The 14,254-nt window shown below is 69.1% G+C and carries 15 protein-coding genes and 1 pseudogene; 8 read left to right on the top strand and 8 right to left on the bottom strand.

All coding sequences use genetic code 11. From position 1 onward, the window contains the following. Positions 1 to 7 precede the first annotated feature (7 nt). Complete coding sequence (locus tag ACQ86G_RS28885) at positions 8 to 2,329, bottom strand: heavy metal translocating P-type ATPase (RefSeq protein ID WP_431258474.1); 2,322 nt, start codon at positions 2,327 to 2,329, stop codon at positions 8 to 10. Between the two features lie 35 nt (positions 2,330 to 2,364). Here ACQ86G_RS28885 and ACQ86G_RS28890 point away from each other — a divergent pair, with 35 nt between their 5' ends. Beyond that, on the top strand, positions 2,365 to 2,841 hold the full coding sequence (locus ACQ86G_RS28890) for a DUF192 domain-containing protein (protein WP_431258475.1): 477 nt from the start codon (positions 2,365 to 2,367) through the stop codon (positions 2,839 to 2,841). Between the two features lie 145 nt (positions 2,842 to 2,986). Here ACQ86G_RS28890 and ACQ86G_RS28895 read toward each other — a convergent pair whose 3' ends face one another. Then, positions 2,987 to 3,571, bottom strand: coding sequence for a superoxide dismutase (locus tag ACQ86G_RS28895; RefSeq protein WP_431258476.1), 585 nt, complete (start codon positions 3,569 to 3,571; stop codon positions 2,987 to 2,989). Positions 3,572 to 3,685: 114 nt separating this feature from the next. Next, positions 3,686 to 5,050 (bottom strand): exodeoxyribonuclease VII large subunit, encoded by a 1,365-nt coding sequence (gene xseA / locus ACQ86G_RS28900; protein WP_431258477.1) that lies wholly within the window; start codon positions 5,048 to 5,050, stop codon positions 3,686 to 3,688. 327 nt (positions 5,051 to 5,377) lie between these two features. Between xseA and ACQ86G_RS28905 the strand changes: the two genes are divergently transcribed. From ACQ86G_RS28905 to ACQ86G_RS28935, 7 genes and pseudogenes are all read left to right on the top strand, one after another. Then, complete coding sequence (locus ACQ86G_RS28905) at positions 5,378 to 6,079, top strand: MotA/TolQ/ExbB proton channel family protein (RefSeq protein WP_431258478.1); 702 nt, start codon at positions 5,378 to 5,380, stop codon at positions 6,077 to 6,079. Then, a complete protein-coding gene (locus tag ACQ86G_RS28910; protein ID WP_431258479.1) occupies positions 6,076 to 6,489 on the top strand; it encodes an ExbD/TolR family protein in 414 nt (137 codons plus the stop codon). Before ACQ86G_RS28905 ends, ACQ86G_RS28910 begins: the two co-directional genes overlap by 4 nt. A 25-nt stretch (positions 6,490 to 6,514) precedes the next feature. Next, positions 6,515 to 7,570, top strand: coding sequence for a tetraacyldisaccharide 4'-kinase (gene lpxK, locus ACQ86G_RS28915; protein ID WP_431258480.1), 1,056 nt, complete (start codon positions 6,515 to 6,517; stop codon positions 7,568 to 7,570). After that, positions 7,551 to 7,754: a Trm112 family protein gene (locus ACQ86G_RS28920; protein ID WP_431258481.1), complete on the top strand. Its 204-nt coding sequence runs from the start codon at positions 7,551 to 7,553 to the stop codon at positions 7,752 to 7,754. Before lpxK ends, ACQ86G_RS28920 begins: the two co-directional genes overlap by 20 nt. Further along, positions 7,751 to 8,509 carry a 3-deoxy-manno-octulosonate cytidylyltransferase gene (kdsB, locus tag ACQ86G_RS28925; RefSeq protein WP_431258482.1) on the top strand — a complete coding sequence of 253 codons (759 nt, stop codon included), beginning with the start codon at positions 7,751 to 7,753 and terminating at the stop codon, positions 8,507 to 8,509. The genes ACQ86G_RS28920 and kdsB overlap by 4 nt, the downstream gene beginning before the upstream one ends. A 147-nt stretch (positions 8,510 to 8,656) precedes the next feature. Then, positions 8,657 to 9,310: an adenylate kinase gene (gene adk, locus ACQ86G_RS28930; protein ID WP_331613861.1), complete on the top strand. Its 654-nt coding sequence runs from the start codon at positions 8,657 to 8,659 to the stop codon at positions 9,308 to 9,310. Between the two features lie 103 nt (positions 9,311 to 9,413). Next, positions 9,414 to 10,171: pseudogene (locus ACQ86G_RS28935) on the top strand (3-hydroxyacyl-CoA dehydrogenase). Between the two features lie 95 nt (positions 10,172 to 10,266). On the opposite strand, the gene ACQ86G_RS28940 reads toward ACQ86G_RS28935, so the two are convergent. From ACQ86G_RS28940 to ACQ86G_RS28960, 5 genes are all read right to left on the bottom strand, one after another. After that, positions 10,267 to 11,517, bottom strand: coding sequence for a hypothetical protein (locus tag ACQ86G_RS28940; protein WP_431258483.1), 1,251 nt, complete (start codon positions 11,515 to 11,517; stop codon positions 10,267 to 10,269). An 83-nt stretch (positions 11,518 to 11,600) separates the two neighbouring features. After that, positions 11,601 to 12,032, bottom strand: coding sequence for an ExbD/TolR family protein (locus tag ACQ86G_RS28945; RefSeq protein ID WP_421033221.1), 432 nt, complete (start codon positions 12,030 to 12,032; stop codon positions 11,601 to 11,603). Between the two features lie 12 nt (positions 12,033 to 12,044). Continuing rightward, complete coding sequence (locus ACQ86G_RS28950; protein ID WP_067269350.1) at positions 12,045 to 12,473, bottom strand: ExbD/TolR family protein; 429 nt, start codon at positions 12,471 to 12,473, stop codon at positions 12,045 to 12,047. A 28-nt stretch (positions 12,474 to 12,501) separates the two neighbouring features. Further along, complete coding sequence (locus ACQ86G_RS28955) at positions 12,502 to 13,197, bottom strand: MotA/TolQ/ExbB proton channel family protein (RefSeq protein WP_431258484.1); 696 nt, start codon at positions 13,195 to 13,197, stop codon at positions 12,502 to 12,504. Positions 13,198 to 13,452: 255 nt separating this feature from the next. Beyond that, positions 13,453 to 14,091 carry a hypothetical protein gene (locus tag ACQ86G_RS28960; RefSeq protein ID WP_067269347.1) on the bottom strand — a complete coding sequence of 213 codons (639 nt, stop codon included), beginning with the start codon at positions 14,089 to 14,091 and terminating at the stop codon, positions 13,453 to 13,455. Positions 14,092 to 14,254: the final 163 nt, after the last annotated feature.

A 14,254-nucleotide genomic window follows, 5' to 3' on the forward strand; every position in this document is an offset into this window, starting at 1 on the left:
GGGTCCTTCAAGCGTCGGCCGTCTGCCCGAGCGTCTTCCCGAGCACATGCCCGAGCGTCCGCGCCGCCGCCTGCGAGCCCGCTGGGGTGGTCACCGCGCGACCGAGCCGCGCGGCGTTGGCGACCACGAGCAGCGAGCTCGTGGCCATGCCCAGGCCGGCGGCCCACGGCGGCAGCCAGCCGACCAGCGCCATCGGCACGCACACGACGTTGTAGAGCGCCGACCACGCCAGGTTCTGGCGCACGACGCAGCGCGTGCGTCGGGCCAGTCGCAGCGCGGCCGTGATGGCGTCGAGCCGGTCCGAGGTCAGCACCGCATCGGCGCGTGCCTTTGCGAGATCCGCGCCCTGCCCCATCGCGATCGACACCTGCGCCCGCGCCAGCACGGGCGCGTCGTTGATGCCGTCGCCGATCATCAGCACACGATGGCCGCGCGCCTGCAGCGCCGTGACGTGCTGAAGCTTGTCTTCCGGCCGGGCGCCACCGCGCCGATGCGCGATGCCGGCCTCGCTGGCGGCAGCTTCGACCCGCGCGGGCTCGTCACCCGACAGCAGTTCGACCACGAGGCCCATCGCCTGCCACTCAGCGATCGCCGCCGGCGCTCCGTCGCGCAGGCGTTCGTCGACCTGCCATGCGGCGCGCACGATGCCGCCGCAGGTCAGGACGATCTGAGCGTGGGACGCGCCCGACGGCATTCCCGTCGAGCGCCCAGCGTCGGCGGTCCATTGCGGCGATCCGAGACGCCATCGCTGGCCACGAGCATCGAGACCTTCCAGGCCGTGACCGCTGAACTCCTTGATCGTCCACGCCTCCCTGGCGTCGGACGACGCGGGCAAGGTCGCCACCAGCGCCCTGGACAACGGATGCAGCGATCCTGCGGCCAGCACCGCCGCGGCCTCCGTGGCCTCCGCATCCGGGGTCTCGGCCTGCACGTTGCGCAGGCGCGGCGCGGGATCGGTCAGCGTGCCGGTCTTGTCCATGACGATCCGGTCGACACCCGCGAGCGATTCGATCGCGTCGAGTCGCGACAGCAGCATCCCCCGCCGCGCGAGCGCGCCCGCCGCGGCTACCCAGGCGGCTGGCGCTGCCAGCGACAGCGCGCAGGGGCAGGTCACGATCAGCACCGACACGGCCACGGCCACCGACCGCGATGGATCGACGAACTGCCAGGCGAGCGCCGCCGCCCCGGCCAGCACGAGGACTGCCGCGAGGAACCAGCCCGCCACGCGATCCGCGGTGCGCAGCGTCGTCGGCCGGTCCTGGAAGGCCTGCGCCATCAACTGGCGGATGCCGGCGAGCCGGGTCTGTTCCCCGACCTGCCGCACGCGCAGCGTGAGCACGCCGGAGAGATTGACGCTGCCCGCGAGCACGGCATCGCCCGGCGCCTTCGCGACCGGGCGCGATTCGCCGGTCAGCAGCGATTCGTCGGCGGCGCCCGTGCCCGCTTCGACGATCGCATCGGCCGGCATGCGCTGGCCCGCGGCCACCCGCACGCGATCGCCCACCACCAGCGCCTCGATCGCCACGCGTTCCGCCGTCCCGTCCGGGCTGATCCGCTCGACCTCATCGGGCAAGGCCTCCGCGGCCTGCTCGATCGCCGCCGCCGCGCGATGCCGCGCGCGCAGCTCCAGATACCGGGCGCCGAGCAGGAAGGTCACGAACATCGTGATCGAATCGAAGAAGACCTCGTGGCCGAACGGACCGCCCGGGTCCAGCGTCGCGCCGCTGCCGGCCACGAAGGCCACGCCGAGCCCGAGCGCCACCGGCACATCCATCCCCGGACGGCAGCCGCGCAGCTGGCTCCAGGCCGCGCGGAAGAACGGCCCCGCGGACAGCAGCATCACCGGCAGCGTCAGCACCCACTGGCCCCAGCGCAGCAGCGCGGCCTGGTCGGGCGCCAGATCGCCCGGCGCGGCCACGTAGGACGGCCACGCCAGCATCATCACCTGCATCATCAGGAAGCCGGCGACGAACAGCCGCCAGAGCGCCTGGCGATGCTCGTGACGCCTCAGGTCCCGGGCGGGCCCGGCGAGATCAGGGACGAAGTCGTACCCCGCCGGCGCAAGCGCCTGCCGCAGCTCGTCGAGCGTCGCGCGCTCCGGCCACCAGTCCAGCACCAGCGTCTGGGTCGACGGATGGACTTCGGCTGACTTCACGCCGCGTTGCGCGTGCAGCAGCGACTCGACCAGGCCGGCGCAGGTGGCGCAGTGCAGCCCGGACAACCGGAATCGCGCGCGTGTCAGCGTGCCGTCGGGAACGGGGCGATTGGCGCGTCGGGCATCGGCGCCCAGGGCACCGGCGGACACCGTGGCGGCTGGGGCGGGCAACATGGCCGTGATAATCCGCCAAACCTTGAGGTGACAACATGCTCAATATCAAACACGCGGCATCGTCCGTCGTTCTTTCGACCCTGCTGTCGATGGCCGCCCTGACGGTCGCCGGCCCGGCCGCCGCCCAGCAGATTCCGCAGACCGGCCTGCCGGTCGTCGAACTCGGCGCCGGCATGCACCTGATCCATGCCGAGGTCGCCCGCACCGACGAGCAGCGCGCCATCGGCCTGATGGCCCGCAAGGAGATGGCGCAGAACGCCGGGATGATCTTCATCTTCGAGCAGCCGTCGCAGCAGTGCTTCTGGATGCGCAACACGCTGATCCCGCTGTCGGCCGCCTTCGTGGGCGACGACGGCACCATCGTCAACATCGTCGAGATGCAGCCGCTGTCCGACGTCTCGCACTGCTCGACCAAGCCGGTGCGCTACGTGCTCGAGATGAACAAGGGCTGGTTCGACAAGCGCGGCCTCAAGGCCGGCGCCAAGCTGCGCGGCGGCCCCTGGCCCAAGTGATCGCGCCGGCGGCCTCCGTACCGGCAGGCAGCGAGCCGACGTCACGGCAGCGACAGCGGCGACTCGAACGCTGAAACGACAACGGCCCGGGCAGCGATGCCCGGGCCGTTCTTCATCGGCACCCGCTGACGCGGGCGCCGGTGGGTCAGTTGCCGAAGTTGGCCTGGGCGAAGTCCCAGTTCAGCAGACTCTTCAGGAAGGTCTCGACGAACTTCGGACGCGCGTTGCGGTAGTCGATGTAGTAGGCGTGTTCCCACACGTCGATCGTCAGCAGCGCGGTGTCGCCGGTCGTCAGCGGGGTGCCGGCGGCGCCCATGTTGACGATGTCGACCGTGCCGTCGGCCTTCTTCACCAGCCAGGTCCAGCCGGAACCGAAGTTGCCGACGGCGCTCTTCTGGAAGGCTTCCTTGAAGGCGTCGACGCTGCCCCACTTGGCGTTGATCGCGTCGGCCAGCTTGCCGGTCGGCGCGCCGCCGCCGTTGGGCTTCAGGCAGGACCAGAAGAAGGTGTGGTTCCAGATCTGCGCGGCGTTGTTGTAGATGCCGCCGCTGGAGGTCTTGACGATCTCCTCCAGCGTCTTGCTCTCGAACTCGGTGCCCTTCTGCAGGTTGTTCAGGTTGTCCACGTAGGCCTTGTGGTGCTTGCCGTGGTGGTACTCCAGCGTCTCGGCGCTGATGTGCGGCTCCAGCGCCTTCTTGTCGTACGGCAGCTCGGGCAGGACGTGTTCCATGTGGGACTCCTAATCGGTGGTTGATGGGACGGGATGTCGCGGCAGATTGTAGGCAGCCAATTCATGCCCCTGCCGGGAGCACGCATACCGCGCCACAGAGGGCGCGGACCGCCTTCAGACGTCCTGGCGAACGACGCGCCCGACCTGCAGTTCAGCTTCGCCGTCGGCCAGCACGGCGCGCAAGTCCTGACCCTCGTGGAGCTGATCCACCGAGCTCAGTGCCCGGCCCTGGCCGTCGTCCAGCCAGGCGTAACCGCGTGCCAGCACCTGGCGGGGATCGAGCGCCTGCAGCCGCGCCTCGAGCGAGTCCAGGCGGTGCGCGCCGCGCTGCGCCTGCTGCGGCAATGCGCGGTCGAGCCGCTGCGCCAGATGTCTCAGCCGCTGCGTCTCCATCGCCGCGGCGCGCGGAGCGACCTGGTTCAAGCGCTGTTCGAGGTGGCGCAGCCGTTGCGATTCGAGGGAGACCGTTCTCGGCGTCACCTGGCCGAGCCGTTGCGAGAGCAGATCCAGTCGACGTCTCTGCCTCGCCAGCGCGTCGCCCGGTCTCGCGAGCCTCAGGGCGAGGCGATCCAGTCGCTGGGCGGCGCCGTCCAGTCGCTGCTCGACCCGGCGCACCAGTTGGCGCTCCAGGGCCTCCAAGGTCTCCAGGCACTGCTGGCGCGAGACCGTGGCCAGCTCCGCCGCCGCCGTCGGCGTCGGCGCGCGCAGGTCGGCGGCGAGGTCGGCCAGCGTGATGTCGGTTTCGTGCCCCACGCCGCAGATCACCGGCAGCGGCGATTCGGCCACCGCCTGCACGACGCGCTCGTCATTGAAGGCCCACAGGTCCTCCAGCGAGCCGCCACCGCGCACGAGCAGCAGGACCTCCGCGTCGGCGCGTTCGTTGGCTGTCGCCAACGCCCGCACGATCGCTGCCGGCGCTTCATTTCCCTGGACCAGCGTCGGATAGATGAAGACCTGCGCGTGTGGCGCTCTTCGTCTGAGCGCGGTCAGCACGTCCTGGAGCGCCGCGGCGCCGGTGGAGGTGATCACGCCGATCCGCCGCGCGTACGGCGGCGGCGCGCGCTTGCGGTCCGCGTCGAAGTAGCCGAGCGACTCCAGCTTGGCCTTCAGGCGCAAGAACTGTTCGTAAAGCGCCCCCTCGCCGGAGCGCCGCATCGCCTCGACGATGAACTGCAGCTCGCCGCGCGGTCCGTACAGGTCGAGCCGGCCGCGCAACTCCACCGTCATGCCGTCCCGGGGCGCGAAGTCCACCAGCGACGCGGCGCGTCGGAACATCGCGCAGCGCAGCATCGCCGGCTGGCCTTCCGCGTCCTTCAGGCTGAAGTAGCAATGGCCGCTGGCCGCGCGCGTGAAGCCCGACAGCTCGCCCTGCACCGTGATGACGGGGAACCTGGCCTGCAAGGCGTCGGAAAGGGCCGTCAACAGGGCCGCCACGCCCCAGACCATCCGTGGCGATGCGGGTTTGGAGGCGTCAATCATGCGCAAACCCAACGCTGGCGCGGGTCCGGAACTCCACAGCCGCGTCAATGCTGGCTCCGCGGGCCATATTGGCCGTCATGCCCGCGTCACAGATCGATAAGCGCTTGTTTTTCAAAAGCTTTTTCCTGCCTTTTTTGGAGCAGCCTAATCCTTGCCGTCTGGCGACGGGCCCTGGCGCGGTTCCGAGACCAGTTGCCCACAAAGTTATCCACAGGAACGGTGGATGTTTGTAAGGGCTTGTGATGAGGGTCCGGAGTGGTCGGCGACGGCGTCGCGGGGCGCCATAATGCGCCGCCGGGCCGGAGATGCCCGTACGGAGGGATAGCCTTGTTTTCGATCATACAAGCCGCCGGCTGGCCGATCTGGCCCTTGCTGCTGTGTTCCGTCGTGGCCCTGGCGCTGATCATCGAGCGCGTCGTGAGCCTGCGTGCCGCGCGCGTCGCACCGCCCAGCCTGATCGAGGAAGTCCTGGGCGTGACCCAGCTCCAGATCCCGAGCGGTGAAGTCGTCGGCAAGCTGGCCGAGAACTCGCTGCTGGGTCAGGTCCTGGCCGCCGGCCTGCGCACGTCGCAGTCCGATCCGCGCGCCGGGGAGACCCGGCTGCGCCAGTCCTTCGAGCTGGCCGGCCGCCATGCGATCCACCAGATGGAGCGCTACCTCAACACGCTGGGCACGATCGCCGCGGCGGCCCCGCTGCTGGGTCTGCTGGGCACCGTGGTCGGCATGATCGAGATCTTCGGCAGCCAGAGCCCCGGCCCCGGCGGCAACAACCCGGCGCTGCTGGCGCACGGCATCTCGATCGCGCTGTACAACACCGCCTTCGGCCTGGTCGTCGCGATCCCGTCGCTGATGTTCTACCGCTACTTCCGCGGCCGCATCGAGTCCTATGTCGTCGACATGGAACAGGCCAGCGAACGGTTGCTGACACACCTGGTCAACCGCGCCATGCCCGGCGCCCATGCCGCGAACGCCGGCCCGGCCAGCGTGCCGCCAGCCGCCACCCCGGCCTCGGGGAAGGCCAAGGCATGAAGTTCCGCCGTCGCCAGGGCGAGGAACCGGAGATCAACCTGATCCCGTTCATCGACGTGCTGCTCGTCGTGCTGATCTTCCTGATGCTGTCGACGACGTACTCGAAGTTCACCGAGCTGCAGCTGACGCTGCCGACCGCCGACGCCCAGCAGATGAAGGAGCGGCCGGCGGAGATCATCGTGGCGATCTCGGCGGACGGGCGCTACTCGATCGACAGCAACGCCGTCGAGGGCCGCAGCGTGGACCTGCTGACCGCGGCGATGCTGCAGTCGGCGCAGGGCAAGCAGGAGCCGGTCGTGATCATCTCCGCCGATGCGGCCACGCCGCACCAGGCGGTGGTCAACGCGATGGACGCGGCGCGGCGCGCCAACCTCACGCGACTGACCTTCGCGGCCAACAAGCCTCAATGAGCGTGGGCATGGACCGGGACCGGACATGACCCGGCCGGCCCTGGAGGACCGGCTGCAGCGCGCCTGGCGCGATGACGACCGCCTCGCCCACCTGCTGCGGCCGCTGGCCGCGCTGCACGGCGCGGTGCTGCGGTTGCGCGTGGCGCTGTACCGCTTCGGCCTGAAGAAGGCGGGGAAGTTGCCGGTGCCGGTGATCGTCGTCGGCAACTGGGTCGTCGGCGGCGCCGGCAAGACGCCCACGACGCTGGCCCTGCTGGACACGCTCCGGCGCATGGACATCCGCGCCGGCGTGATCTCCCGTGGCTACGGCCGCGCGGATGACGCGCAGGTCCGCGTGATCGCCGACGGCGACCGCGCCGAGGACGTCGGCGACGAACCCCTCCTGATCAAGCTGCGCGCCGGCGTGCCGGTGGCGGTCGGTCGCGACCGCATCGCGGCGGCGCGTGCGCTGCTCGAGGCCAACCCAGGGATCCAGGTGCTGGTCTCCGACGACGGCCTGCAGCACTGGCGGCTGCCGCGACAGCTCAGCGTGCTCGTGTTCGACGAACGCGGCCTCGGCAACGGCCGGCTGCTGCCTGCGGGGCCGCTGCGCCAGGCGCGTGCACTGCCGCCGCCGCCGGGCTCCTCCGCGGACACGCTGGTGCTCTACAGCACCGGCCGGCCGAGCACCGCCCTGCCCGGCTACGTCGGCACGCGCCAGCTGGCCGGCGCGGTCGCGCTGGCCGACTGGTGGCGCGGCGAACCCGGCCGCCTGGAGCGCCTGCATGCGCTGCGCGGCAAGCCCTTGCTGGCCGCCGCCGGACTGGCGCGGCCGCAACGCTTCTTCGACATGCTCGGCGAACAGGGCCTGAATTTCCGCGCGCTGGCACTGCCCGACCACGCCACGCTGGATCCGCTGCCCTGGGCCCGCACCGACGAGGTCGTCATCACCGAGAAGGACGCCGTCAAGTTGCGCCCGGAGGCGCTGCAAGGCTGCCGCATCTGGGTGGTGGCGCTAGACTTCCGCCCCGAACCCGCTTTTGAAGAGGCGCTGCAGCGCGAGCTGCGGCGGCTGATCCCCCATGGACCATCGACTGATTGAGATGCTGGTGTGCCCCGTCTGCAAGGGCCCGCTGGACGACCGCCGCAACGCGCCGGACACCGGCCTGCCGGGTCGCGAACTGCTGTGCCCGGCCGACCGCCTGGCCTTCCCGATCCGCGACGGCATCCCGGTCATGCTGGCCAACGAGGCCCGCTCCACGGACAACGAAGGCGACACCGCGTGAGCGCCGCCTTCCACATCGTCATCCCGGCCCGGCTGGCGTCGACGCGCCTGCCCAACAAGCCGCTGGCCGACATCGCCGGCGCGCCCATGATCGTGCAGGTGGCGCGCCGTGCGGCGCTGGCGGGCGCGGCGCAGGTCGTCGTCGCGACGGACGCCGTCGAGGTGAAGGCCGCCTGCGAGGCCCACGGCATCCGCGCGCTGATGACGCGCGCCGACCACGCCAGCGGCAGCGATCGCCTGGCCGAGGCGGTCGAGCAGCTCGGCCTGCCGGATGACGCGCTGGTCGTGAACGTGCAGGGCGACGAGCCGCTGATCGCGCCGGAGATGATCCGCGCCTGCGCCGACCTGCTTGCCGCGAAGCCGCAGTGCGCGATGGCCACCGTCGCGCACGCGATCGACGACGATGCCGAGTTCGCGAATCCGAACGTCGTCAAGCTGGTCACCGATGCCCAGGGGCTGGCGCTGTATTTCTCCCGCGCGCCGATCCCGTGGTGGCGGGACGCGCCCGGCGGCGGTGCCCGCGTGAAGCCGGAGGCCGTGCTGCGCCATGTGGGCCTGTATGCCTACCGCGCCGGTTTCCTGCGCCGTTTTCCGACCCTCGCGGTGTCGCCGCTGGAGCAGATCGAAGCGCTCGAGCAACTGCGCGTGCTGTGGCACGGCGAACGCATCGCGGTGCATGTCAGCGCCGAGCGACCGGGGCCCGGCGTGGACACGCCCGAGGACCTCGAACGCGTCAGACAGCTGATGACCAGCTGAATCGCGGCCAGGCCCGACAGGGTTACACCGCAGTTCATTCGCCTGTCGCGTCAGCGGACCGTAGGCCAGCGCGTGCTATTCTCGCCCGCAGTTTTCGAGGGCGCGTCGGCTCGTGCGACGCGCCCTCTCCCTATATCGAGGAGACCCATGCGACTGATTCTTCTGGGCGCCCCCGGCGCCGGCAAAGGCACTCAGGCCTCTTTCATCTGCAACAAGTTCGGCATCCCGCAGATCTCCACCGGAGACATGCTGCGTGCCGCCGTCAAGGCCGGCACCGAACTCGGCATCGCCGCCAAGAAGGTGATGGACGCGGGCGGCCTGGTCAGCGATGAGCTCATCATCAACCTGGTCAAGGAACGCATCGCGCAGCCGGATTGCGCCAAGGGTTTCCTGTTCGACGGCTTCCCGCGCACCATCCCGCAGGCCGATGCGATGAAGGCCGCCGGCGTGAAGCTGGACTTCGTGCTCGAGATCGACGTGCCTGACAGCGCCATCGTCGAACGCATGAGCGGTCGTCGCGTGCACACGGGCTCGGGCCGGACGTACCACACCAAGTTCAATCCGCCCAAGGTCGAAGGCAAGGACGACGTCACCGGCGAGGACCTGATCCTGCGTGACGACGACAAGGAAGAGACCGTCAAGAAGCGCCTGGAGGTCTACCAGGCGCAGACGCGTCCGCTGGTCGACTACTACTCGAGCTGGGCCGCCAGCGGCGACGCGCAGGCGCCGCAGTACCGCCGCATCGAAGGCATCGGCACGGTCGACGAGATCACCGGCCGCGCCCTCGCCGCGCTGAGCTGAACTCGCCCCGACCCGTGAGAATGGCGGCCCTCGAGGCCGCCATTTTTTCGTCGACAATTGACGTTTACGTCAACGGCAACCAACAACTCGGAAGGAGACATCCATGGACATCGCGAACAAGGTCTTCATCGTCACCGGCGGCGCCTCGGGCCTGGGCGAAGGCACGGCCCGCATGCTGGCGCGCGAGGGCGCGACGGTCGTCATCGCCGACCTGCAGGTCGAGCGCGGCGAGGCGCTCGCCAAGGAACTGAACGGCGCCTTCGTGAAGTGCGACGTCAGCCAGGAGGCCGATGCGCAGGCCGCCGTCGCCAAGGCGGTGTCGCTGGGCAAGCTGATGGGCCTGGTGAACTGCGCCGGCATCGCGCCGGCCGCCAAGACGGTCGGCAAGGACGGCGCGCATGCGCTGGCGACCTTCTCGAAGGTGATCACCGTCAATCTGGTAGGCAGCTTCAACATGATCCGCCTCGCCGCCGAGGCGATGAGCAAGAACGAGCCGGAAGCCACCGGCGAGCGCGGCGTGCTGATCTCGACGGCCTCGGTGGCTGCCTATGACGGTCAGATGGGCCAGGCGGCCTATGCGGCCTCCAAGGGCGGCGTGGTCGGCATGACGCTGCCGATCGCGCGCGATCTGGCGCGCAACGGCATCCGCAACATGACGATCGCGCCCGGGATCTTTGGCACGCCGATGCTGTTCGGCATGCCGCAGGAGGTGCAGGACACGCTGGCCGCCAGCGTGCCCTTCCCTCGCGCCTGGGCCGTCCGGAGGACTATGCCAAGCTGGTCCACCAGATCGTCACCAACGACATGCTCAACGGCGAGGTGATCCGCCTGGACGGCGCGATCCGCATGGCGCCGAAGTAAGACGACACGCGGCCGCGACGTCGCGGCCGCTCAGCACAAATGACAAGGCCTCCCGGCGTGAGCCGGAGGCCTTGTCGTCCTCGCGGTGCGAGGGATCAGTGCTTCGCGCTGCGCGAGTACACGGTCCACAGGCCGGCCAGGTCGGCCGAGCCATCGGTGCCCTTGACGGTACGCCACGTGGCCTGCGCCTTGGCCTTGTCGCCACCCAGGAACTGCGCCAGGCCCAGGTAGAGCTTGGCGTCGTCCGGACGCTTCAGGTTGCCCTTGGCGATGCCTTCTTCCATCAGCTTGATGCCGGCGGCGGCTTCGCCACGCTGCACCTGCGCGAAGCCGACCTTGACCAGCTCGTCGCCTTCGCGGGCGCCGCGGGCGGCCTTCTCGGCCTCGGCCGCACCGGCCTTGGCTTCGGCGATGCGCTTGTCCAGCAGATCAGCCAGGCGCTTCGGGCGGGCGTTGTCGTCGGTCGGCTTCAGGACGCCGGCCGCGAAGCCCTTGTCCAGCACCTTCTTGCCTTCTTCCGGATATCCGGCGGCACCGGCGAGCTGCGCCAGCTCCATGTAGTCGTTGGCACCGGTCATGTTCTCGGTGACCAGGCGCAGGCGCAGCACGTCGACCTGGTAGCGACCGGCGGCGAAGCCCTTCTTGGCCTGCAGCGTGCCCAGCGACTGCGCCCACAGCTGCTTGGTCGGGTAGTAGTTCAGCAGCTTCTGGATCAGCACCGATTCGGTACCGCCGTCGCCCTTCTTGTTGGCCGCCCACAGCGCCGTGTTCAGCTTGTCCTGCGACGGCGTGCGACCCGCCTTCTCATCGGCGGAGATGTCGGCCAGCGTGTCCTTGAGGATCGTGGTGACGTCGCCCGAGCGCAGCTGGGCCGCGGCCTGGACCTGCTTCATCGCCGGGCTGTTGCCGCCGGCGGCGTTGTACTTGTTGACCCACTCCAGCGCCTTGGCGCCGTTGCCCGCGCGCAGGTAGGTGCCTGCGATGGCTTCCATCGTCGGCAGCTTGTTGGCAGCCGGCAGCTTGCCGGCGGCGCTCAGCGCGTCATAGGCCTTGACCATGCCGTCGGCATCGCCCAGGCGGGAGGCGGCGGACAGGCGCAGGCCTTCCAGCGTCGCGTTCTCGTCCGCGTTGCGGCCGGGCACGGCTTCCGCCTCGCGGATCTTGGCCATGGCTTCCTGCGCCTTGCCCGCCTTCAGCAGATCGGACGCGGCCTTCAGGGCGCCGCCGACTTGCGGACGCACCTGTGCGGCGGCTTGGGACAGGACGCTCAGGCTGCCTTCGGGCGTGGAGCCCAGCACCAGCGCAGCGGCGCCGACAGCGGCGGTTGCCAGCAGTTTGAGTTTCATTGCTTGCTCTCCAAAGAAGAAAAACGCGCCGCCCTTTCGGGCAGGCGCGTTCTGGTCAGACACCGATCAGGCGGTCATCCGGCTCAGTTCAGGAACTGCTCGTTCCCGACCATCGCCATTTTCTTGACGCCCAGACGCTGAGCCGAGGCCATCACATTGGCCACGTAACCGTACTCGGCCAGCTTGTTCGGCTTGATGTGCACTTCCGGCTGGTCCGGCATCGCGGCGATCTCGGACATCTTGGACTCCAGGGCCGCGTGGTTCGGCACCGCGGCGCCGTCCCAGAACACCGTGCCGTCGAAGTCGATCGCCACTTCGTGGACGACCGGCTCGTTGGGCGGCGGGTTGTTGTTCGGCGGCGGCATGTCCAGGTTGACCGAGTGCAGCTGGATCGGGATGGTGATGATCAGCATCACCAGCAGCACCAGCATCACGTCGATCAGCGGCGTCGTGTTGACGTCGAGCATCGTTTCCGGCTCGTCACTGCCGCTGGAGCTTCCAACGTTCATACCCATGTTTCAGCTCCTTCAGCCACCACGAGCCGGCGGCTCGGTGACGAACTTGATGGACATGATGCCAGCGCGCTGGCACGCCACCATGACCTTGCCCACGTTCTCATAGCGGGACTTGTCGTCGCCGCGGATGTGAACTTCCGGCTGAGGATTCAGAACCGCCACCTTCTTGAGGCGCGCCACCAGCGTTTCCACGTCGGGAACCGGCTGCACGCCCCAATAGATGTCGCCATCCTTGGTCACCGCGATTTCGATGTTCTCCGGCTTGGTGACGCGGACGACGTTCGTCTCCTTCGGCAGGGTCACCCCCACCGATTGCGTCACCACCGGCACGGTGATCAGGAAGATGATCAGGAGCACCAGCATCACGTCCACGAGGGGCGTGGTGTTGATGGTCGAGACCACTTCGTCGTCGCCACCGGACGAACCTACGTTCATCCCCATATTGCGTCTCCGGAAACTTCGGTACGGATTAGCGGCCTGCGACCTTGCGGCTGCCCATCAGGACGCCGTGCAGGTCAGCAGCGAAGGCACGAACCTGGCCCATCACCGTCTTGTTGCGGTTGACCAGCCAGTTGTAGCCCAGCACGGCCGGGACGGCGACGGCCAGACCGATGGCGGTCATGATCAGCGCGGCGCCCACGGGGCCGGCGACCTTGTCGATCGAGGCTTGACCGGCAACGCCGATCTGCGTCAGCGCCTGCAGGATGCCCCACACGGTGCCGAACAGGCCGATGAAGGGGCTGGTCGAGCCGACGGTCGCCAGGAAGCCCAGGCCGCCTTGCAGACGGGTGTTGACTTCGCTCACGGCGCGGTCGATGTTCATCGTGACCCACGTGTTGTGGTCGATGTTCTCGGTCAGGGCGCCTTCATGGTGCTCCGAGGCTTCCACGCCGGTCTGGGCGATGAAGCGGAAGGCACCGGTCTCGCTCAGGCTCTTCAGGCCTTCCTGCAGCGAAGCCTTCTTGAAGAAGGACGCGCGGACGTCCTTGGCTTCACGCGAGATCTTCGAGGTGTCCCACAGCTTCGTGAACAGGATGTACCACGAGCCCATGGACATGATGGCCAGGATGGCCAGCACGGCCTGGTCGACCACGTTGCCGTGGGCGACGATGTTGCCCAGGCTGTACGGGTTGTCGACCGGCTTGGCGGCAGCCGGCTCGGACACGGCGGCGGGAGCGATGTCGGCAGGAGCGGGGGCGGTGTCAGCGGCGGAGGCGGCGGCCGAGGCAGCCTGGTCCTGCGCTTGGGCGACCAGGGGAGACGGCCAGGGTCGCGGCGCACGCGACGGCCGCAAACAAGGCAGACAGACGAGAGATCATGGAGGGTGCTCCTACGAGAAAAGTCTTGAACTCAGGTTGAGAGGTCGGGGCGCGTCAGGCGCCCCGTGTTCGATCGATCGCGGGTGGGACAGTCCCGCGGATCATTCCATGTTGAACACGAATTCCTGTTCGAGGATCGCGTCCGTGCACTGGTATTCCGTCAGCGCCGCCTGGATGGCGTTCTTGAGCGCGCGTTCGGCCTTGCGGTCGTTGGCGCCGCGCAAGGCGGTGAAGGTCACGTCGGCCACCTTGCCACCCTTGACGGTGAAGGTCGCCTTGTAGCTCGCGGTGCCGCTCCAGTTCAGGGCCGGCATCTCGGGCTTGGCCATCTTGGTGCAGTTGCCGATCGCCGACCGGGGCTTGTCCGACGGCGGAGCCGGCGGTGCGGGTGCGGCGGGCGGCGGAGCCGGACGGAAGTCCGACGGCGGCGGCGTCGCCGCCGACTGCAGCACCGGCGCCTGCGTCACCGGCGGCGGCGCCGTCACGACGACTTCCGGCGGCGGCACGAACGGCGGCGGCGGGGCCTTGATGTCCGGCGGGGGCGGCACGACCTTGTCGGGAGGAGGAGGCGGCTTCACCTTTTCCTCGACGACCTTGACGTCGATCGGGCCCTTGACGGCCTCCTTGATCTTGGTCGCCAGACCGCTCGCCAGCGCCCAGATGATCAGGACGTGGATGACGATGACGATGCCGATGCCAGTCACGCGCGATGACCCAGCTTTATCCTGCGCAAAGTTCATGCGCGCTCCTTCATCAAACTGCGAATTTCTTTCATCGAAGCTACAAGGGGAGTTCGACTCAACACAGCGTCTGGTCGGATCAGGCGTTCGCGCCGCAACCTGGGGTCAGCAGCGCCTGTCTTGCCGGCTGTGCGAGCGACGGAGACGAACGGTGCCACATCGC

The sequence above is a fragment of the Roseateles chitinivorans genome, from assembly GCF_050632145.1.
GTDB lineage: Bacteria > Pseudomonadota > Gammaproteobacteria > Burkholderiales > Burkholderiaceae_C > Roseateles > Roseateles chitinivorans_B.

What these genes read in the sequence shown, in the direction of transcription:
- ACQ86G_RS28945 (WP_421033221.1), bottom strand. Translation starts at nt 12,032, where the DNA reads ATGGGTATGAACGTTGGAAGCTCCAGCGGCAGTGACGAGCCGGAAACG.
- ACQ86G_RS28890 (WP_431258475.1), top strand. Translation starts at nt 2,365, where the DNA reads ATGCTCAATATCAAACACGCGGCATCGTCCGTCGTTCTTTCGACCCTG.
- ACQ86G_RS28910 (WP_431258479.1), top strand. Translation starts at nt 6,076, where the DNA reads ATGAAGTTCCGCCGTCGCCAGGGCGAGGAACCGGAGATCAACCTGATC.
- ACQ86G_RS28960 (WP_067269347.1), bottom strand. Translation starts at nt 14,091, where the DNA reads ATGAACTTTGCGCAGGATAAAGCTGGGTCATCGCGCGTGACTGGCATC.
- ACQ86G_RS28885 (WP_431258474.1), bottom strand. Translation starts at nt 2,329, where the DNA reads ATGTTGCCCGCCCCAGCCGCCACGGTGTCCGCCGGTGCCCTGGGCGCC.
- xseA (WP_431258477.1), bottom strand. Translation starts at nt 5,050, where the DNA reads ATGATTGACGCCTCCAAACCCGCATCGCCACGGATGGTCTGGGGCGTG.
- ACQ86G_RS28895 (WP_431258476.1), bottom strand. Translation starts at nt 3,571, where the DNA reads ATGGAACACGTCCTGCCCGAGCTGCCGTACGACAAGAAGGCGCTGGAG.
- ACQ86G_RS28950 (WP_067269350.1), bottom strand. Translation starts at nt 12,473, where the DNA reads ATGGGGATGAACGTAGGTTCGTCCGGTGGCGACGACGAAGTGGTCTCG.
- ACQ86G_RS28920 (WP_431258481.1), top strand. Translation starts at nt 7,551, where the DNA reads ATGGACCATCGACTGATTGAGATGCTGGTGTGCCCCGTCTGCAAGGGC.
- adk (WP_331613861.1), top strand. Translation starts at nt 8,657, where the DNA reads ATGCGACTGATTCTTCTGGGCGCCCCCGGCGCCGGCAAAGGCACTCAG.
- lpxK (WP_431258480.1), top strand. Translation starts at nt 6,515, where the DNA reads ATGACCCGGCCGGCCCTGGAGGACCGGCTGCAGCGCGCCTGGCGCGAT.
- ACQ86G_RS28940 (WP_431258483.1), bottom strand. Translation starts at nt 11,517, where the DNA reads ATGAAACTCAAACTGCTGGCAACCGCCGCTGTCGGCGCCGCTGCGCTG.